This is a genomic window from Myxococcus sp. AB036A (genome assembly GCF_006547355.1).
GTDB classification, from domain to species: Bacteria; Myxococcota; Myxococcia; order Myxococcales; family Myxococcaceae; genus Myxococcus; species Myxococcus virescens.
Genome location: NZ_VHLC01000074.1, coordinates 1 through 20142 on the forward strand (window position 1 = coordinate 1; position 20142 = coordinate 20142).

Below are 20142 nucleotides of genomic sequence, written 5' to 3' on the forward strand. Positions count from 1 at the left end.
GTCCCCCACGGCGCGGACTCCCCCTCGTCTGTCTTTAGTTCCCAGAGATCCCCCCACATGAAGAAGACCCTCCTGCTGGTTGGAACGCTGCTCTGTATGAGCAGCACGGGCTGCGGTGCCCCTGAAGATGATGTTTCATCTGAAGCCGGTGCGTCCCCCATCGAATTCGACGCCCTCGACAACTCCGCGGTCAGCGCCGCGGCGTTGACCACCCCCGGGTGCACCGCACTGACGGCCCGGTCGGTGATTTCCAACGGCGACGACGGGAACGTCGCAGCCAATACCATGGACGACAACCTGGGCACGCGCTGGAGCCGGAGCGGCCGGGGCTCGTGGGTTGACTATGACCTGGGCTCCATCCAGCAGGTCGCCGGTGTCTCCGTCGCGTGGCACCAGGGCAATACCCGCACGAATGAGTTCTTCGTCTCTGTCTCACCGGATGGCTATACCTATACACAGGTCTATTCGGGCAAGAGCAGCGGCACCACGACCGCCGCGGAGACGTACAGCTTCAAGGCCATCAACACGCGCCGGGTTCGCGTCACCTTCCTGAGCAACAACGTCAATGAGTGGGCCAGCATCGCCGAGGCGCGTGCCTGCTCGTCCACGACGTCGACTCCCACCGACCCCACCCCGGATCCGGATCCCACGCCGGAGCAGCCGCCCCCGGGCACCGGCGCCAGCGTGGTGTGGGTCGGTGACTTCGAGACCAACAGCCGCTCCCAGTGGAGCCACACGCAGATGGTGAGCGCGGACCGGCTGGCGGTGGTGAGCTCGCCCGCGCGGCAGGGCCGCTACGCCCTCAAGGCCACCGTGCGCAAGGGCGACGACCCCATCAACTCCAGCGGCAACCGCAACGAGCTGGTGCGCATGACGCGCGAGGCCACGGGCTCCGAGTACTACTACCGCTTCAGCACCATGTTCGACTCGAGCTTCCCCAGCGCGAAGACGTGGCAGCTCTTCACCCAGTGGCACCACGAGGGCAACTCCGGTTCGCCTCCGGTGGAGTTCTACGTCTACGGCGAGGAGATTCGCCTCAACATCGGCGGCAACCCGGGCACCATCGTCTGGCGCACGCCGCTGGTTCGCGGCCGCTGGCTGGACTTCATCTTCCACGTGAAGTGGTCGCCGGATTCCAAGGTGGGCTTCGTGGAGCTGTACCTGGACGGCAAGGTGGTGCTGCCCAAGCGCTACATCGCCACGCAGTACAAGGGCCAGCTCAACTACCTGAAGGTCGGCCTGTACCGGAATGACACCATCAGCCCCGTGGGCATCGTCTACCACGACGGTTGGACCATGGCCCGCAAGCTGGAAGACGTCATCAGCCCGACGGCGGTCCTCAAGGCCCCGTAGCGACTGACGGGCAGCCAACACCCCTGCCCCCACCCGGGCCGGAGGTCGCGTCCCCACGCGGCCCCGGCCCGGAGTAGTTTCCGGGGCATGTCCCACAGTCTCCTCGTCGTTCACGTCCAGGTCCACGTCAAGCAGGAGCACGTGGACGCCTTCCACCAGGCCACGCTCGCCAATGCGCGCGAAAGCGTGAAGGAGCCTGGCATTGCCCGCTTCGACGTCCTGCAGGACGCCGAGGACCCCACGCGCTTCGTGCTGGTGGAGGCGTACCGGACGCCGCAGGCCCCCGCCGCGCACAAGGAGACGGCGCACTACCTCACCTGGCGCGACACCGTGGCGCCGATGATGGCGGAGCCCCGCACCAGCCGGAAGTTCGTCAACCGCTTCCCCGAAGACGCCGGGTGGTGACGGACGTGAGCGCTTCTTCCTCGTTCGAGTTCGCCACCGCCACCCGCGTCCTCTTCGGCCCGGGCCGCCTGGCCGAGGCACCCGAAATCATTCGCGGCCTCGGGGGCTCCCGGGTGCTGCTCGTCACCGGCGCCAATCCCAGACGCGCGCGGCCCCTCCACGACGCATTGGAGCGCCTGGGCCTGGGGGTGACTGTCTTCTCCGTGGACGGCGAGCCCACCGTGGAGCGTGCTCGTGAAGGCACCGCGCGCGTCGCGGAAGCGGGCTGTGATGTGGTGGTGGCCCTGGGCGGAGGCAGCGCGCTGGATGCGGGCAAGGCCATTGCCGCACTCGCCGCCAACGGGGGCGACCCGCTGGACTACCTGGAAGTCATTGGCCGGAGTCAGCCGCTCACCCGCCCGTCGCTGCCCTTCATGGCCATCCCCACCACGGCCGGCACCGGCTCCGAGGTGACGCGCAACGCGGTGCTGGGCTCGAAGGACGCGAAGGCGAAGGCCAGCCTGCGCAGTCCACACATGCTGCCGCGCGCGGCACTGGTGGACCCGGACCTGCTCACGGGGGCGCCGGCCGCCGTGCTTGCCTCCAGTGGCATGGACGCGCTGTCGCAGCTCATCGAGCCCTTCCTCTCCGCGCGCGCCAACCCGCTGACGGACGCGCTGGCACGCGAGGGCCTGCGAAGGTCGGCCCGCTCGCTGCGGCGCGCGGTGCTGGACGGTCCGGATGCGCCCGCCCGCGAGGACCTGGCCCTGGCCAGTCTCTTCGGCGGTCTGTGTCTGGCCAATGCTGGCCTGGGCGCGGTGCACGGCTTCGCCGCGCCCCTCGGTGGCATGTTCGAAGCGCCCCACGGCGCGGTGTGCGCGGCATTGCTGCCCGCAGTGCTGGACGTCAACCTGCGCGCGCTGCGGGCCCGTGCGCCAACGCATCCATCACTGCCCCGGGTGCAGGAGTTGGCGGCGCTGCTGACGGGGCGGGTGGATGCAAGGGCCGAGGACGCCGTCACGTGGGTGGACGAACTTCGCGCGGCGCTGGGCGTGCCGGGGCTGGGACGCTACGGGCTGACGGAGGCCCAGGTGCCCGCGCTGGTGGCGAAGGCCAAGGAGGCCAGCAGCATGAAGGCAAATCCCCTGGTGCTGACGGACGAGGAGCTGGCGGAAATCGCCAGCCGGTCGCTCTAAGCAGACGGGTGACACTTCGGCTGATGGTGTCACCCCGCAGAGCCAAATACTAACGTCCAACACAAGACACATGCCCCGCACATGCAGACGCACCAGGCATGAGCCTCGGACATTTGCACTCACAACACCCCAAGTGCTAACAACCAAGGCCATGCCAATGAACTAACCCAGGGGCCCAGTCATGCTGCAGGTGACCAACTCCACGCCATTCGAGGTCGGTATCGACCTTTTTCCGGATCCGCGCGGGGTCGACACGCTGTACGTGGCAATGAAAGGCACATTCGACCTCCGGCCGCCTGTGCGAAGCCTCGCCGTGGCCGAGAAGCAGGTGCCGATCCGGGTGTCCGATGTCCCCTGGAACGAAGAGGCCGCATCGAGCTTGCGCCAGGCAGGCGAGCGACATCCATGCAAGACATCCACGGATGTCCTGCTCGTCGGTAACGCACATGCGCCTCGGGGCAAGGCCGTATCGGAGTTGGATGTCCAACTCACTGTCGGCAGGCTGACCAAGGCCATCCGCGTCTTTGGAGATCGCTCCTGGCGCGCAGGGGTCTGGGGGCCCCGCATTTCCTCTCCCGAGCCCTTTCTGACCATGCCACTCACCTACGAGCGTGCCTTTGGCGGAACCCATGTCACGCCCTCAGGCAAATCGCTGTTCGTGGCACGTAATCCGGTGGGACGAGGCTTTCGCGGGCAACGCGGCATGTCGGAGTTGGTCGGACTGCCTCTCCCGAATTTGGAGGATCCACGCCGTCCAGTCGCCGAGGCAGGAGATCGCGCGGAACCCGCCTGCTTCGCGCCCATTGCGCCCTCCTGGTCACCACGCAAGGAATACGTTGGGACGTACGACGAGACATGGCGCAAGCGCCGCGCCCCCTTCCTTCCGGCCGACTTCGACGAGCGCTTCTTCCAAGTCGCCTCCTCGGACCTGATTGCCCCAGCCTTCTTGAAGGGCGGTGAGACCGTTTCCATCCTGCATGCGCTAAAGGAAGGCGTGTGCCAATTCACCCTGCCACTCTGTGAGCCCGCCATCCGAGTCGACGTCGCAGGCAAGCAGGAAACGCCGCGAGCCAGCCTTGAGACGGTACTCATCGAGCCAGATGAGCACCGCGTGTGCATGCTCTGGCGTGCAGCTGTTCCGTGCGACAAGAAGGTGCTTCAGGTCCGGCACGTCGTGGCCCGTCTGAACAAGCTGCAATTGGAACCGTAGGGCGTGGAGCATGTGCATGGAACGCGACGGCGCCTGGATTCACTCAATGGGAATGACGACGCCAGTCGGGCTCAGGGCCGCGGCGAGTGCCACCGCCATTCGCGCGGGGATCAGCCGGCTCCGCGAGCATGACTTCATCAACCGTCAGGGACGCCCGATGATCCTCGCCTCCCTGCCTGACGAGGTGTTGCCGGCCCTCGTTCCGGAACTGGCTGCCCAGCACTCGCTCACATCACGGCAGGCCCGCATGCTCCGGCTCGCCACCCATGCACTGCAGGAGGCTGCCGCCCCCCTCAAGGAGGAGCCACTGCCCTTGCTCCTTGCGAGCCCCGAGCCCACTCCCGGGCGACAAGGGCCCCTGGATGCTCAATTTCTTCAACGGCTCTCACTTCAAACGGGTATTCGCTTTGCCGCGGGAACGAGCCGCCTGTCGGCCCGCGGCAGGGCTGCGGGACTGGAATTGCTGAAGCCCGCCCTCGCCTTGCTGCAGAGCCGTACGGCGCGCGCGGTCCTGGTTGGGGGCGTCGACAGCCATGTGGACGCTGGAGTGCTCGGCATTCTGGACCAGGAGGGACGGGTTCATGCGGAGGAGGTTTTGGATGGCTTCGTACCAGGTGAAGGCGCTGGGTTTCTCTTGCTGTCCGCGCAGAAAATCCTCCCTAACTCCAGGGCCATAGCCCACGTGTCCGCTCCCGGCCTGGGAGAGGAACAGGGACATCGGTATAGCGAACAGCCATATCTGGGCGATGGACTGGCAGATGCTGTCCGCGCCGCTGTCGAGGGGGCCTCTGGCCTTCCGATTCGAACCGTGTTCGCGAGCTTGAACGGTGAGAGCTTCGGGGCAAAAGAATGGGGCGTGGCGTTCATCCGCAACCGAGAGGCCCTGCACCCGGAACTGCGCATGGAGCACCCCGCGGATTGCTTCGGAGACCTCGGGGCGGCGACTGGCCCGGTCCTCGTTGGACTCGCGGCGCTCGGGCTGAAGAGAGGCCACCTGCCCGGGCCGTGCCTTGCTTGGTGTTCTTCCGAAACGGCTCCGCGCGCCGCCACCCTCGTCAGCAGGGGACCCATGCCGTCATAGGGGAAAAGCCAATGCCAAGTTCAGTCTTCGTCAATTTCAGAGGCGTGGTGCATCAGGGGAGCGGAGGCATGAACACGGTCTTCCCTGACGTATGCAAGACGCCAACGCCCTCCGGCCCCGTCCCCATTCCATACCCGAACATTGGCAAGTCGAGCGATACGGCGAAGGGCCCCAAATCCGTCGTGGTCGAGGGAAAAATGCCCATGGTCAAGGGCGCGAAGTACAGCCTCACCGCGGGCGATGAAGCCGGTTCAGCAGGAGGAGTCGTGAGTGGCTCGACCAAGGGCGAGGCGGAATTCATGCTCTATTCCTTCGACGTGAAGTTCGAAGGCAAGAACGTGTGTCGCATGGGAGATCCCCTCTTCCACAACAAGAAGAACATCATGGGTTGAGGCCCACCATGCCCAATCAATTTGATGGTGCCACCGGGATTGCCGCGAAGCAGGCCGACGAGGAAAAGGCCCCAGACAAGAAGAAGTGCAAGTGGTCCAACTGCGAGGGACACGAGAAGAACCTCGACGCGGAGTACAACCCGAAAGGAACGGGGAACGTGTCGCGCCAGGGCCAAAAGTTACGGGACACCCTGCACGGGAAGAACCTGGAACCATGGGCCAAGGGAGGTCATGGCGAAACCAACGTCCGCAAGATGTACCTGGACCAGCGCAAGGATGGCACCATCACGCTCAAAGCGGAGACCCATCCCTATCGGGTCGAGGCCCATCACATCCTGCCTGTCGAGCAGTTGGACAGTACCTCGACCTTGAAGGACAACGCCGTCCTCGCTGGATGGGACATCAACGGCGTTTCCAACGGAATGCTCCTGCCCAAAGACGAGGCGGACGTCGCGCTCCACCTCCTGCAGCAGCACAACGGCAGCCATCCTGGCGCATACACCTCCCCCATCGCGGATCTCTTGGATGACATCGAGAACGCGTACGCAGAGGTCTGCCAGGGCAAAGAAGATGTCGCATTACAACTCGCCCTTTCAGAGCAGTTGATGCAAGCTTCGCTGTTCGTCCAGACTCGAATCCTGGGCATCCGACAACAAGCCAGTGGCGTGGAGTTCTGGGGGCTGCACTTGAACTCGCTGTCAGTATATACCAGTGCGGTTCGCACCCTGGAGGATCGGCGGCAACGCTATATGGAGCAGCAGCGACAGCAGATCCTCAACAACACGCAACGCATCGCCTCAAAGGGAGTCTGATGTACCACGTCATTCGCTATGGGCCCGCCGAAGACAACGCAGCGAGCCTGTACCTGGATCCCATTCCCGGATTCGAAAAGAAGAAGGTGTCATTCATGAGCGGCGCCCGGCTGGGCCCTCTGCCTCCCCTGACCGCGCGAAAACGCGTGGGCGCCGAGGGAGACATGGTGGACTACATGAGCGCGTCTCCCGCCACCCTGGTCTTTTCCCCCCGCTTCCGCGAGGCCCTGGAATCAGCCGGAGTCGACAACGTCGATTACTACCCGCTGACGCTCATCGACGAGGCGTCGGGCAAGAAGACGTCCGGCCATCAGGCGGCCAATGTCGTCGGCCTGATTGACTGCATGGACCGGCAGACGTCGGTCTTCACGCCCATGGCCGGCTTCCCAGCGGAGCCCCTGGGCAAGAACACCATCTTCGAATTGAAGGAGCTGCATTTGGCCCCCCAGAGAGTCCAGGGGGCGAAGCTGTTCAGGCTCTTCGGGAAGCCGTCCGTCCTCATCGTCCACGAGTCGGTCAAGGAAGTGCTTCAGAAGTCAGGCATGCGGGGGTTCCAGTTCAAACCCGCCGAAGGCTACGCGGGCGTCTGACAAGCGGTCGCGAGGCAAGTCCCCAAAGCAGGAGAGAAGCCGATGCGCGCAAAGACTGGTGAAACGGTTCCGTTCGTCGGAGATGCGAAAGAGCCGCGTGTCGACTCCCGGGGGCCTCGGTTCGGCTGGCTCGTCGGCCTGGATGGAGAGGGAAATCCACAGGTGGACTTCGAGGGAAATACGGCGGGTCCCCTTTCCGCGCGCACCATCATCCCCATGAGCCACAAGGTACTGGCGGACACCACCACGCGAAGGCCAGGGGCGGTCCTGCTTTTCGAGCAGGATGACCTGTCGCGGCCGGTGCTCATCGGGTTGCTTCAACCGGCGTCCACCTCGCCCTTGGTCGAGGCATTGCTTTCGGGAGCAGCCGCCTCTGAATCCGCCTTGGATGCCCATGTAGATGGCCGGCGAGTCGTCCTGGAGGGGAAAGAGGAGGTCGTGCTCCGGTGTGGCGAAGCCACCATCACGCTGCAGCGCAATGGGAAGGTCGTCATCCGGGGTACCATGGTCGAAACCCACGCCACAGGCACCAATCGCATCAAGGGCGCTTCGGTGAAGGTCAACTAGGTGTCCATGATTCTCTGGGACATCCTCGAAGAGCATCTCAACGAAGCGGCCTTTCTCTGGGGACAGTGGGAACGTTCGCTACGCTCACCTCGGTACGTGCTGCGAGAGGTCATCGACGGGCCTGAGGAGCGATTGCTGGCGCACGTGGAAGGCCTGTGCGAGGGCGGAGCGCTCGCCGTCGAGCGGCTGCTGCGACCCGCGCTCGAAGAAGAGGAGGCTGGCCTCTTTTGTACCGCCGCCTTCACCTTGCTGTCGGATTCGACGGCAACGCATCTCGACACGCTGCTGGATGGCTTTGACGAGGCTTCGGAGCAGCGACAGTCCTGCATCCGCCGCGTGCTGGAACTGGGAGGGGGCGAGGCCCTCACGGCACGGCTGGAGAAGATATTGACGGAAGGCACGGCCCCCGCGTCCGTACTTGCCACCGCACTCGATGCCGTGAGCCTCCGGCAGCCGCATCCCCGTGTCGAACTGAAACCGTTCTTGTCCAGCGCAGTCCCCCGGCTCCAGGCCGCCGCTCTGCGCGCGGTGGGCCGCTGGCTGTCGCCACTCGACACTGCGGCGATGGCGCGCTCCCTGGACTCGCCCGACGCGACAGTCCGCGACGCCGCGCTCGTCGCGGGGCTGTTGCTGGGCCGACGGGCTGCATGGAGCGCCTGCAGGCACTTCGTCGATGCCCGCACACCGGCCATGGCGCGAGCTGCGCTCCTGGTGGCGATGGGAGGCCAACCCAAGGACATCGAGATGCTGACGCAGGCGCTGGGTACGCCCGGACTCCAGGGGGACGTACTCCGGGCACTGGGCACCAGTGGGAGTCCGGCGGCCGTCGAGGCCTGCCTCCCCCTCTTGCGCAATCCGAAAGTGGCACACCTCGCGGCGGAAGCCATCGCCACCATCACGGGACTGGTCGTGGAAGGACCCTTCCGTCGGGAGGAACCAGACGATGAGGGGGATGAGGACGATGCCCCGCTCGTCCCGGCGCCCGAGGATGAGCTGCCATTTCCTGACCACGAGGCCGTTGAGGCGTGGTGGAAGGAGCAGCGAAAGCGCTTCGTGCCGGGCACGCGATATCTACACGGACAACCGATGACCGCCGCACTGATGCTGGAAGCACTGCAGCAGGCGCCCATGTTACGGCGGCCTGCCCTTGCTCTGAATGTCGCCATTCGCAGCAAGGGGGCCGTCCGACTGAATCCCGATGGCTTCGCCCAGGAGCAATGGGCGCAGGTCTCGCGGCTGCGCCCAGCTTCCGTTTCCCACCCCTCCCAGCCCTTCTCCGACTTCGCTCAGACCTTGTAGAGCAGGTCCATGTACTTCTTGAGCAGGTCGCTCACCAACCCACGGAAGGGCACGGAGGCGGCCATGCCGTACACGGGCGCCATCGTCCCCTTCGCGCTGGGGTGGGACTTCACGTAATCCACGGCGTCGCGCAGGTCGACCAGGAACTGGTCCGCGACGCCGGGCTGCGTGTGGCGCAGCGTGACGCACAGGTGGACGGCGGACGGCTTGTGCAGGCCGTTGAGGTTCCACCCGTGCTCGCTCATCCGCTCCATCACCTGGAAGATGTCCACGGACTCCGAACCGAAGGCGATGACGAACAGTGGGTCCCCCAGCACGTGCAGCTCGGGGATGTCGCGGATGCCCTTCTTGATGGCCGCCGCCGTCTCCAGGATGCTCCGGGTCGCATCCAGGTAGCCCTGCTCCCCCGTGCTCACCAGCGCGGCCCACGCCGAGGCGATGAGCGCCCCAGGCCGGCTGCCGGAGAAGGTGGGCGAGAAGTAGATGCCACCCGGCCAGTCCGTCGCCGTGAAGTACTGGTGCGACCGCAGCTCCGTGCCCCGGTACAGCACCACCGACGAGCCCTTGGCCGCGTAGCCGAACTTGTGCGTGTCCACGGACATGGACGTCACGCCCGGCAGCCGGAAGTCGAAGCGCGGCACGTCGTAGCCCAGCTTCATGGCGAAGGGCAGCACGAAGCCGCCCAGGCACGCGTCGGTGTGGAAGCCGATGCGCTTCTTGCGCGCAATCTCGGACAGCGCCTCGATGGGGTCGATGACCCCGTGCGGAAAGCCCGGCGCGGAGCCGATAATGACGATGGTGTTGCGGTTCACCGCCTTGCGCATGGCGGCCACGTCCGCGCGGTAGTCCGGGCCCACCGGCACCCGCACCATCTTGATGCCGAAGTAGTGCGCCGCCTTGTCGAAGGCCGGGTGCGCGCTGGCGGGCGCCACCATCTCCGGCCTGGTGATGCCCTTGGTCTCCCGGGCCCAGTCCCGGTACGTCTTCATCGCCAGCATGATGCTCTCGGTGCCACCGGACGACATGGCCCCGCAGATGCGCGCCTCCTCCGGCTGGCCCGCGTTCGCCACGTCCGCGCCGAGCATGCTGGCCGTCATCGCCACCACCTCCGCCTCGAACTTCGTGGCGCTGGGCCACAGGTCGGCGTGCAGCGGGTTGCTCTGCGAATGCAGCGCGTAGACGCGGTTGAGGAACGCGATGTGCTCCGCGTCACCGTTGTACACGCCTCCGGACACGCGGCCCTCCCGCCAGCGGTACTCCTCCTGCGACTCCAGGGCCTGGAGTTCACGCAGCACGTCCTCGCGCGGGCGCCCCGTCGGCGGCAGGTGGTCGAACGACTGCATCTTCCCGCGGTAGGGCTTGAGGCCGCTCTCCAGTTCGGACAGCAGCGAGCCCGTCTCCCGGTTGAGCAGGCCCTTCACACCCGGAACAGCCTTGAGATAGCGCTCCGCCGCGGAAAGCAGCCTCGGCGGGACGTGGTTGAGCAGGCTCAGCGCCTTCAGGTCTGGAAGTGCCATGGCGAACTCCTGGGGGTTCAGGCGCTTCGCGCGCGATTGAGCCGCGCGAAGATGGCCTTGTTGTGTTTGTAGATGTTGACGAACTCGCGAAACAGCTCGTCGTAGAGCGCCGCGTTCTTCGAATCCGGGTGAAAGGTGCGGGCGACCGGCACGAGCGAGGGAATCTCCTCCACCGTCAGCTTCCCCAGCGCCACCGCGGCCTGGAACGCGGCGCCTCGTGCGTTGGCGAGCACCGGCTCATCCACCTGCTGCACCGCGCGGCCCAGCACGTCCGCGTGAATCTGGCACCACAGCGCGGAGCGTGCCCCGCCGCCAATGATTCGCAGCGAGTCCAACCGCCGGCCCACGAACTGCTCCACATAGGTGAAGAGCCAACGCGAGTTGTAGGCCACGCCCTCCATCACCGCCCGGACCATGTGCGCCCGCGTCGTCTTCAGGGACTGGTTGAAGAAGCCGCCGCGCAGTGACTTGTCGTCCACCGGGCTGCGCTCGCCGTTGAGCCAGGGCAGGAAGATGAGCTGGTCGCTGCCCGCGGGGACGGTGCCCGCCTGCGCCTCCATCACCCGGTAGAGGTCCGGCGCGTCACCATCCATGTCCGCCCCCGCATCCCGGCCATACAGGATGTTGTCCTTGAGGAAGGTGAGGCAGATGCCGGCGGACTCCTGCTCGTTGACCAGCAGGTAGCGCCCGGGCAAGGCAGACGGCAGGGACGCCATCTGGTGGAAGAGGTCCGTCTTCTTGTAGGGCACGTGGCAGCACAGCCACGACGAGGTCCCCACGCACAGGTGGGGCTCGAAGTCTCCCACCGCGCCAGAACCCACGGCGGCGGCGAGAATGTCCGGCGCGCCCGTCACCACCTGAACGTCCTCGCGCAGGCCCAGCTCGCTCGCGGCCTGCGCCTGGAGCGGCCCCAGCACCGTGGAGGCGGGGACCAGGTCCGGGAGCTTCTCCCGCTCGAGCCCCGCCATCTTCAGCAGCCGGTCGTCATAGGCGATGCGGCCCAGCGCGCGGTTGTCCGTCACCCAGTGCAGGGTGATGGAGTCGTACGAGGCGGCGCAGCGGCCGCTCAGCTTCAGGTTGAGCCAGTCCTTCGGCTCCAGGAACTTGTACGTCCGGCGGTACACGTCCGGGCGCTCGCGCCGCAGGTAGAGGATGTGGCCCACCGGGTCCTTGCCCGACAGGCTGGGCACTCCGCCCGACAGGCGAATCCACGTCATCAGGCGGCGGACGTCGTAGCCCTCCACAGAGAGGAAGCCGCCCACCGCGCGCTTCACGTCCGGCGCGCCGCGCGAGTCCATCCAGATGAGCGCGGGGCACACAGGCGTTCCGGACGCGTCCACCGCGACGGTGCCGGACCACTGCGAGCTGCAGTTGACGCCGATGACGTCCTCCGCGCGCACGGCCCCGGAAGCCAGCAGGCGCCGCGTCGCAAGGACGATGGCGCGCCACCACGCCTCCGGCTGCTGCTCAGCGCCCCCATCCGGGAGCAGGGACAGCTCCAGCGGCTCCACGTCACCGCCCAGAATCTGTCCCCTCAGCGTGACGGCCGCCACCTTGACGGCGGACGTCCCGAGGTCAATGGCCAGGATGGCCTGCTCACCTGCGTGGGACACACTTCCCTCCATGCCGGGCGTCAAGACAGACCGGGCGGGCGACTGCCGCGGCGGCCGAGTCTAGGAAACGAATGCGTGCAGCCTGCCACCGACGCGTGGAAGTTCGTCGTTTTTCTGAAAGCTCGGAAGAAGTCCCCGCGCCCTCGTCCGCCCCCGGGGCGTGGTGGCGGACTGTTCCTCCCGCGGGTGGCTTCCACGCGCCCCGCCCTTCCTACCTTTGCGCGAGGCAAAGAACAGGGGGACCACCATGGCCGAAGTCCAGCAGCCCTTCCTCACGGATATCACCGAGATTCGCCGCCGAGCCCGGGAGCACCTGGAGGAAGGCGCCATCACCGAAGACTACGAGGGCGACGTCAACGCCACCATCAAGCTGCTCAATGACGCGCTGGCGACGGAAATCGTCTGCGTGCTGCGCTACACCTACCACTACATCGCCGCGGTGGGCATCCAGAGCGAGTCCGTGAAGGACGAGTTTGGAGAGCACGCCCGCGAGGAGCAGCAACACGCACTTCGCATCGCCGAGCGCATCAACCAGCTCGGAGGCAAGGCGGACTTCAACCCCGAAGGACTGCTGTCCCGCAGCGCCAGCCAGTACGCCGAAGGGCAGAACCTGGTGGACATGATCAAGGAGAACCTCATCGCCGAGCGCATCGCCATCCAGACGTATCAGGAGATGGTGCGCTACTTCGCCAACCATGACCCGACGACGCGCCGGATGATGGAGGACATCCTCGCCAAGGAGGAGGAGCACGCCAACGACATGCATGACCTGCTGGTGGCGCACCAGGGCAAGCCGCCCCTGCGGAGCTGAGCGCCGCCTGGCCGCCGCGCGCGCGCCTGGCTAAGCTGGCGGGCAACGCGTCCGGGGGGTGGCATGCGCAGGCGCTTCACCGCTGTGAGCGAGCTGTGTCGGCGGCACCCGGTGGCCCTGGGCGCCGCCGCGACCTTCAGCCTCAGCCTGCTGCTGCGCTGGCTCTACCTGCAGGCGTCGCCTGACCGGACCTGGCCCTTCTCCATCTTCTTCTACGGCGACGCGCGCTTCTTCCACACCTACGCCGCCGACCTCGCGCGGGGGCACACCGGGCCCGCCACCCTGCCCTACCACCCGCCCCTGTTCCCCTGGCTCCTGGGGCTGCTCTACCGCGTCCTGGGCCCACCGCAGGGCAGCGCCTACCCGTACAAGCTCGCCCTGGCGCTGCTGAACGCGGGCACGGTCGCCTTCACCGGGTGGTGGTGGCGCAAGGTGCTGGGCACCGGCTGGAGCCTGCTGGGCGCCGCCCTCTTCGCGAGCAGCTTCGGCTGGCTGGTGCTGTCCACCACGTACAGCAACGAAGTGCTCTACGTCCTCTTCCTCTCAGCCACCTGCGCGCTGATGCTCCAGCACCGCGCGGGCCCCACGTGGACGGGCGCCGTGCTGCTGGGCGCCGTCATGGGTCTGGGCTCGCTCACCCGCGCCGAGCACCTGTACCTCTGGCCCTTCCTCCTCGCCTGGGCCTGGCTCTACCGAGGCGCCACGCCCCCGCGGACCCTGGCCCTGCGTTGGGGCGCGGCCCTGCTCGTCACCGCCGTCGTGCTGGCGCCTTGGGCAATCCACAACGCGCGCGTGCTGCGCGAGCTCAGCGCCCGGACGCCGCACCTGGAGCCGCTGCCCGTGCTGGCCCCCGTCACCGTGTACGGCCCCATCAACTTCGCCATGGCGAACCACGCCGCGGCCACCGGGGGCTTCACGCCCGACAGCGTCAACCAGATGGGCCAGGAGGGCTTCCTGGACGTGGCCAACCCCGCCCAACGCCACCTGTTGCTGCACGGGTACGCGGAGGGGCTCGCGTGGATGCGGGATTACCCGGCGGACGCGGCGCGTCTGTGGCTGGCCAAGCTCGACCGCTGGCTGGACGGCTTCCGGCTGGGTTTGGGAGCCTCCAACCTGCCCGCGGGACTGCACGGCACCCGGGCCCCCGTGGACGTCTTCGTGCCGGAGAGCGCGTGGCTGAAGTGGCCGCTCACCCTGCTGCTGCTCGCGGGCGCCGCGCTGTCCTTGCGGCCCGCGTGGCGCGGCTTCGCGCTCTTCACCGCGGTGCTGCTGCACCGGGCCCTCATCACCGTCGCCTTCTTCGGCTACACGCGCGGCCTGCTCGCCGTCTTTCCCGCGCTCATCCCGTTGCTGGTGCTGCCGCTCGTGGTGCTCGCCACACGCGCCTCCGCTCAGCGGTGGTCCACGCGGCTGCCTGCCGTCGCCGCCGCCGCGTTGCTCTTCTTCTGGGTGGAGGCCGGCGTCCTCGCGCTGACCGCGCCCCGGCGCTTCATGGCCAGCGGGAGCACCGACCGCGCCAGCGGCAAGCTCATCCAGGATGACTGGGTGCGCATCTGGCCAGACTGAAGGCGATTCGCGCCCTCATGGGAAAACTTCAATCCCGCGGGATGTCAGCCCGGTTCGTGCACGGCAGTTCGAATGCCAAGCATACCGACAGTGAACACTTCTAAGTCCCGTTATTCTTGCAAAACTTTCTTCGGGAATAGCGAACGGAATCCCACGTATTCAGATTTAATTTCACACCCGGTATGGGCGTTGACGTGCTCCGTGCAGGAGCCACCGCGAGGGCATGTGCCTCCGCGGGTCCGCAGAGGAGAAACGCATGCGCCACACACGGGTGTCAGCAGCATGTCTCGTCCTGCTCCTATCCACCTCCGCCTGGGCCTTCAAGCCACCTGACAAGGGACAGAGCGCCGTCGCCGACAAGGCTTTCTTCAAACAAGAGCTGTACCTGCCCATCCAGAACATGCCGTTGCAGCAGGCCCGCCAGCAGATGAACTCGCTCGGCGCCGACGCGTGGGACGACTTCTTCAAGCGCAATGGGCGCGACTTCAACGTCTACATCGACCCGCGCACTGGAACACCCACCGCGGTGCAAGGCACCATTCCCCTCATCCCGGGTGACGGCTTCAACAACAAGGTCACCATGGACGAGGTCCGTGAGTCCATTGGCCGCTCCATCGCGAACGTGGATGAGTCCGCCGTCGGTGACCTCATCTTCAAGTTCATCGCGGACAACCAGGCCGCGTTCAACGTCGACCTGATGCAGATGGGCAACCCCCGGGTGACGCGCATCAACGACGACCTCATCCAGGTCCACATCTCCCAGCAGGTCAACGGCGTCCCGGTGCGCCACGGGCGCATCGCGGCCACCATCAGCCACGGCAACCTCATCCTCATCGGCACCGAGGCCTGGGCCAACGTGCGCATCGACACCCGCCCCCGGCTGGCCCCGCAGGACGCGCTGGTGTCCGGCAACGGCTTCGTGGGGCTGAACACCAGTCCCCAGACGCTGTGGCAGCAGCCCACGCTGGAGATTGCCCCCGTGGCGCTCGCGGGTGAGTCCTTCAACGGCGCCGTCGGCACCGGCTACGAGCACCGGCTCGTGTACACCTACGGCTTCTCCGAGGCCGGCGGCAACGAGCGCTGGAAGACGACGGTGGACGCCCAGACGGGCGAGGTGCTCGCCGTGGAGGACGACAACCACTACTTCGACGCGCAGATGAAGGGCGGCATCTATCCGTCCACCAACATCGGCACCTGCACCTCCAACGAGACGTGCGGCACCATGCAGCCCAACTCGCCCATGCCCTGGGCCAACACCGGACTGGCGGCGCCCAACAACTTCACGGACGGCGCGGGCATCGTCAACTACAGCTCCGGCACCGTCACCACCACGCTGGCGGGCAAGTACGTGCGTATCAGCGACTCGTGCGGCGCCATCAACATCAGCTCCTCCACGGGCAACCTCAACCTGGGCGGCGTGAACAACGACCACGACTGCACCGTGCCTCCGGGCACGTCACCGGGCAACACCGCCGCGTCCCGCTCCAGCTTCTACGAGCTGAACAAGCTGGCCGAGCAGGCCCGCGGGTGGCTGCCCACCAACACCTGGCTCCAGGGCCAGCTGCTCTCCAACGTCAACATCAACAGCACCTGCAACGCCTTCTGGAACGGCAGCTCGGTGAACTTCTACCGGAGCGGCGGAGGCTGCCGGAACACCGGTGAGATTGGCGCCGTGTTCGACCACGAGTGGGGCCACGGCATCGACGACTTCGACGCCAACGGCTCGCTCAGCAACTCGTCGGAAGGCTACGCGGACATCGCGGCCATCTACCGCCTGCAGACGTCCTGCGTGGGCTACGGCTTCTTCCAGACGGTCAACACCGGCTGCGGCCTGACGCCGGACGGCACGGGCTACAACCAGCAGGAGGCGCAGGTCTCCGGCCAGTCGTGGTGCAACACCAAGTGCTCCGGCGTGCGTGACGCGGACTGGGCCGCCAGCGTGCCCAACATCCCCGCCACGCCGCAGAACTTCGTGTGCCCCATGTGCAGCTCCGGCTCCGGCCCGTGCAGCCGCCAGGTCCACTGCGCGGCCTCGCCCGTGCGTCAGGCGGCCTGGGACTTCGTCACGCGCGACTTGACGGCGCCGCCGTTCAACTACGACTCCAACACCGCCTTCATCGTGGGCAACAAGACGTTCTACCAGGGCAGCGGCAACGTGGGCACGTGGCACGCCTGTAACTGCACGGCGGGAACGTCTGACGGCTGTGGCGCCACCAACGGCTACATGCAGTGGCTGGCGGCGGACGACGACGACGGCAACCTGGCCAACGGCACGCCGCACATGTCCGCCATCTACGCGGCGTACAACCGGCACCGCATCGCGTGCTCCACCCCGACGGTGACGAACAGCGGCTGCGCCGCCGGCCCCACCGCGGCGCCCGCCAACACCACCGCCACCCCGGGTGACGGGCAGGTCAGCCTGAGCTGGAACGCGTCCGCGGGCGCCACCCAGTACTGGGTGATGAAGACGGAGGGCTTCGCGGGCTGCGACTTCGGCAAGGCGAAGGTCGCCACCGTCACCGGCACCACCTATACGGACGGCGAGGTCGCCAACGGCCGGCAGTACTGCTACTCCGTCGTCCCGGCGTCCTCCAACGCGTGCTACGGCGCCGCCAGCGCCTGCACGTGCGCCACGCCCGTCTGTGCCGCGCCCGGCACGGCCGTGCTCGCCGCGCCCTCCGGCGGCGCCACCGGCGTGGAGCTGACCGCGGTGCTGGACTGGAACGACGTCTCCGGCGCTTCCACATACGAGGTGCAGGTCGCCACCGACGCGGCCTTCACCAACGTGGTGGCCAGCGCCACCGCGCTGACGGCCAGCACCTGGACGGTGTCGCCAGCCCTGGCCACCAGCACCTCGTTCTACTGGCGCGTGCGCGCGAGCAACTCGTGCGGTGGCGTGGGCGCCTGGACCGCGGCGTCCACCTTCACCACGCGCGGCTGCGTCGCCCTGGCGGCGCCCACGCTGAGCAGCCCCGCCAACGGGGCCACCGGTGTCGGCACGTCCGCGGCGCTCGACTGGAGTGACGTGCCCAGCGCCGCCACCTACGAGGTCCAGGTGGCCACGGACTCGGCCTTCACCAATGTGGTCCGCTCGGCCACCGCCCTGACGGCCAGCGCGTGGACGGTGACGCCAGCGCTGAGCAGCAGCACCCCATACTACTGGCGCGCACGGGCGGCCGACTCCTGCGGCACCAGCGCCTACAGCACTGCGAGAAGCTTCACCACCACCAACATCTGCACGCCGGTGGCCGCCACCTACAACACCACGCTGCGGGCACCGTCCTGCGGCAACGTGTGCGGGTGTGACACCGGGACGGTGCTCGTCAACGGCCGCGGCACCATGTCCGGCGGCGCCGAGCCCAACCAGCCCAACACCCTCAACGCCTCCTGCGCGGACGGAAGCTCCGGCACCTACCACAGCGATGAGAGCGTCGACCGTGTGGTCCTCCGCACGGTGGACCACAGCGCCTTCTCCGTTGGCAAGCAGGTGACGGCCGAGGTGACGGTGTGGTGCTGGGGCAGCACGGACCGCTTCGACCTGTACTACACGACCAACACCTCCGCGCCGTCGTGGACGGCGCTGACCACGGACGTGGCCTGCACGGGCAGCGGTGCGCGGACCTTCACGCACACCTTCAACCTGGGCGCCACCGCGGGCAACCACGCCATCCGCGCGCAATTCCGATACGGCGGCACCGCGAGTTCGTGCACCTCCGGCAGCTACAACGACCGCGACGACCTCGTCTTCGGCGTGGCGGCCGCGGTGGCCTCCGCGGCGCCGGAGAAGACGCGCAGCGTGCAGGGACGCTCGACGCAGGCGGCCCGTTGATGAACGCCCCCCGTCACCCGGCGTGACGGCGGAATGAACGCGAGGGCCTCCGGGTCGACGTCCGGAGGCCCTTCTGCTTTCGCGCTCAGTGCGCCGAGGGAGTGTCCGGCGGCGGTGGCTCTCGGCTCGGCGGCGCTGACGGACGCGGCCCCGCCATGGGGCCCGCGAAGAGCAACCCTTCCTCCACCGCGCCTCGGCCGGGCTCCCGCTTCGAGTCCTCCATTCGATGGCTGCGCCGCCACGCTTCCTGGCGAAGCCCCAGCACTTCCTGCACCAGCACCTGCGCCGCCGCGGCCAGCGGCACCGCCAGGACGACGCCAGGCAGCCCCGCCAGCGCGCCGCCGCAGAGCACCACGATGGAGATGAGCAGCGGGTTCATCTTGATGGCCCGCCGCTGAATCATGGGGCCCAGCACGTTGGACTCAATCTGCTGGTACACGATGAACACGGCCACCGCGATCAGCGCATCCTTGAGCCCCACCGCGGCCAGGGTGATGACGCCCACCAGCACCGCGCTGATGATGCTGCCCAGATAGGGAATGACGCCCATCATCATCACCATCACCCCCAGCGGCAGGAAGTACGGCACGCCCTGGATGAGCGCCATGGTGGCGGCGACCGTTCCGCCAATGGTCATCACCAGCAGGGTTCCCGCCAGGTAGTTGGCCACGGCCTTGCGCATCCGGGACATGAGCAACCGCACGCGTGGCCGGCGACGCGGCGACACCCACTGGATGATGCTCTCGTAGAGGTCTTCACCGAACAGCAGGCTGAACACCGTGAGGACCACCACGGTGATGCCGCCCGCCACCAGACCCAGCGTCGACGACAGGACGTTGATGAGGCGGCCCGCGACGTCCGTTGGCTCGAAGCGGATGAGGTCTTCAGCCTGGACCTCTACGCCATAACGCGTGCTCAGCTCCTCCACCCAGCGGGACTGCGCGAGCCGCTCGAGCATGGCGGGCATCGACTGGACCAGTGCCTGGAGCTGGTGGATGAGCATGGGCACCAGCGAGCCCACCAGGACGCCCATCATCCCCAGCAGCGCCAACGCCACGATGGCCACACCCGCGCCGCGAGGAAGCCCCCACTGCGTCAGCCGGCGCACCAGGGGGCTCAGCGCGATGGAGAGCAGCAGCACGACGGCCAGCAGCGTGAGCACGGGGTACACCGCCCGGAGCGCGGCCCAGAACAGGATGAGCAGCAGGACCTGCGTTCCGACGATCCAGACCGTCCGCGGCGGCACATAGACGGGGAGCTGCCGACGAGATGCCTTCATGCCTCACAAGGTAGGATGTGGTTGCACGGACGGTAGGCGGCCCGAAGCACACCACCGCGTCACCTGACAGGCGCTCCTGCAACTTCAGGCGGTTGGCGTAGCGCACACCCAGCAGGCAAGCAGACGTGCGCCCACTGTTGCGCCTGAAGTACGAGCGGGCCTCAAGCCCCGGAGCAGGCAACGCATGCCATGGGGGCGAGCGTGCCCCACCCTTGAGTGCGAGCCGAAGGGGGCGCAACCTGCACGCGCCATGTCCGATAATTCCCAGACCCACCCGAGGACCGGGAGTGTGGAGGGTAACGCGATGTGGATTGAAGCCATCGTCATGCCCCGGCAGAGCGCCACGCCGTACCGGCCTTCGCCGCGCAAGAAGCGTGGAGCCGATGCCATCCCGGCATCAGCCCCGGACCGCCGGCCCGCCTACCAGGCCGCGCTCGACGAGGGACGCCGCTTCTGGGACGCCGTGCTCGCGTTCCTGAAAAACCACCACTTGATGGACGCGGTCCGGTGGATCAGCGAACCGGGAACGATTCCCCTCGTCACGCTCCACTGCACCCGCATCGTCCTGGAGCGGCTCCGGCAAGCGCCCGAGTTCGAAGCGGGTCTGTCGATGAACCTCGAAGTCCCCGTGTGACGGTTGGCC

The 20142-nt window shown here is 67.2% G+C and carries 17 protein-coding genes; 14 read left to right on the plus strand and 3 right to left on the minus strand.

Annotation, left to right across the window (positions count from 1 at the left end; all coding sequences use genetic code 11):
* The first annotated feature begins 57 nt into the window (after positions 1 to 57).
* From FL344_RS26195 to FL344_RS26240, 10 genes are all read left to right on the plus strand, one after another.
* On the plus strand, positions 58 to 1353 hold the full coding sequence (locus FL344_RS26195; RefSeq protein ID WP_141620438.1) for a heparin lyase I family protein: 1296 nt from the start codon (positions 58 to 60) through the stop codon (positions 1351 to 1353).
* Between the two features lie 87 nt (positions 1354 to 1440).
* Positions 1441 to 1758: an antibiotic biosynthesis monooxygenase gene (locus FL344_RS26200; protein WP_090492690.1), complete on the plus strand. Its 318-nt coding sequence runs from the start codon at positions 1441 to 1443 to the stop codon at positions 1756 to 1758.
* Complete coding sequence (locus FL344_RS26205) at positions 1752 to 2933, plus strand: iron-containing alcohol dehydrogenase (protein ID WP_141620439.1); 1182 nt, start codon at positions 1752 to 1754, stop codon at positions 2931 to 2933. The genes FL344_RS26200 and FL344_RS26205 overlap by 7 nt, the downstream gene beginning before the upstream one ends.
* A 181-nt stretch (positions 2934 to 3114) precedes the next feature.
* Positions 3115 to 4143: a DUF2169 domain-containing protein gene (locus tag FL344_RS26210; RefSeq protein ID WP_141620440.1), complete on the plus strand. Its 1029-nt coding sequence runs from the start codon at positions 3115 to 3117 to the stop codon at positions 4141 to 4143.
* A gap of 16 nt (positions 4144 to 4159) precedes the next feature.
* A complete protein-coding gene (locus FL344_RS26215) occupies positions 4160 to 5224 on the plus strand; it encodes a beta-ketoacyl synthase N-terminal-like domain-containing protein (protein ID WP_141620441.1) in 1065 nt (354 codons plus the stop codon).
* A gap of 68 nt (positions 5225 to 5292) precedes the next feature.
* Positions 5293 to 5616, plus strand: a complete 324-nt coding sequence (locus tag FL344_RS26220) for a DUF4150 domain-containing protein (RefSeq protein ID WP_228559531.1) — start codon at positions 5293 to 5295, stop codon at positions 5614 to 5616.
* 8 nt (positions 5617 to 5624) lie between these two features.
* Positions 5625 to 6428 (plus strand): AHH domain-containing protein, encoded by an 804-nt coding sequence (locus FL344_RS26225; protein WP_141620442.1) that lies wholly within the window; start codon positions 5625 to 5627, stop codon positions 6426 to 6428.
* Positions 6428 to 7018, plus strand: a complete 591-nt coding sequence (locus FL344_RS26230; protein ID WP_141620443.1) for a DUF1629 domain-containing protein — start codon at positions 6428 to 6430, stop codon at positions 7016 to 7018. Before FL344_RS26225 ends, FL344_RS26230 begins: the two co-directional genes overlap by 1 nt.
* Before the next feature lie 42 nt (positions 7019 to 7060).
* Positions 7061 to 7585 (plus strand): DUF6484 domain-containing protein, encoded by a 525-nt coding sequence (locus FL344_RS26235; protein WP_141620444.1) that lies wholly within the window; start codon positions 7061 to 7063, stop codon positions 7583 to 7585.
* Positions 7586 to 7591: 6 nt separating this feature from the next.
* Positions 7592 to 8884 (plus strand): TIGR02270 family protein, encoded by a 1293-nt coding sequence (locus FL344_RS26240; RefSeq protein ID WP_141620445.1) that lies wholly within the window; start codon positions 7592 to 7594, stop codon positions 8882 to 8884.
* Here FL344_RS26240 and FL344_RS26245 read toward each other — a convergent pair.
* Positions 8872 to 10401, minus strand: a complete 1530-nt coding sequence (locus FL344_RS26245; protein ID WP_141620446.1) for an aminotransferase class V-fold PLP-dependent enzyme — start codon at positions 10399 to 10401, stop codon at positions 8872 to 8874. The two genes, FL344_RS26240 and FL344_RS26245, sit on opposite strands and share 13 nt — an antisense overlap.
* A gap of 17 nt (positions 10402 to 10418) precedes the next feature.
* On the minus strand, positions 10419 to 12026 hold the full coding sequence (locus FL344_RS26250) for an FGGY-family carbohydrate kinase (RefSeq protein WP_141620447.1): 1608 nt from the start codon (positions 12024 to 12026) through the stop codon (positions 10419 to 10421).
* A gap of 235 nt (positions 12027 to 12261) precedes the next feature.
* Here FL344_RS26250 and FL344_RS26255 point away from each other — a divergent pair, with 235 nt between their 5' ends.
* The 3 genes from FL344_RS26255 (at position 12262) to FL344_RS26265 (ending at position 18220) form a co-directional block, all read left to right on the plus strand.
* A complete protein-coding gene (locus FL344_RS26255; RefSeq protein ID WP_141591841.1) occupies positions 12262 to 12825 on the plus strand; it encodes a bacterioferritin in 564 nt (187 codons plus the stop codon).
* Between the two features lie 63 nt (positions 12826 to 12888).
* The gene (locus FL344_RS26260) at positions 12889 to 14391 is read left to right on the plus strand and encodes a glycosyltransferase family 39 protein (protein ID WP_141620448.1); all 1503 of its coding nucleotides are present in this window, start codon (positions 12889 to 12891) and stop codon (positions 14389 to 14391) included.
* 256 nt (positions 14392 to 14647) lie between these two features.
* Entirely contained in the window at positions 14648 to 18220 is a 3573-nt protein-coding gene (locus FL344_RS26265; RefSeq protein WP_194863259.1) for an endopeptidase, read from the plus strand.
* 85 nt (positions 18221 to 18305) lie between these two features.
* Here FL344_RS26265 and FL344_RS26270 read toward each other — a convergent pair whose 3' ends face one another.
* On the minus strand, positions 18306 to 19499 hold the full coding sequence (locus tag FL344_RS26270; protein ID WP_141620450.1) for an AI-2E family transporter: 1194 nt from the start codon (positions 19497 to 19499) through the stop codon (positions 18306 to 18308).
* A gap of 304 nt (positions 19500 to 19803) precedes the next feature.
* On the opposite strand from FL344_RS26270, the gene FL344_RS26275 reads away from it, so the two are divergent.
* Positions 19804 to 20133: a hypothetical protein gene (locus FL344_RS26275; protein ID WP_228558135.1), complete on the plus strand. Its 330-nt coding sequence runs from the start codon at positions 19804 to 19806 to the stop codon at positions 20131 to 20133.
* Positions 20134 to 20142: the final 9 nt, after the last annotated feature.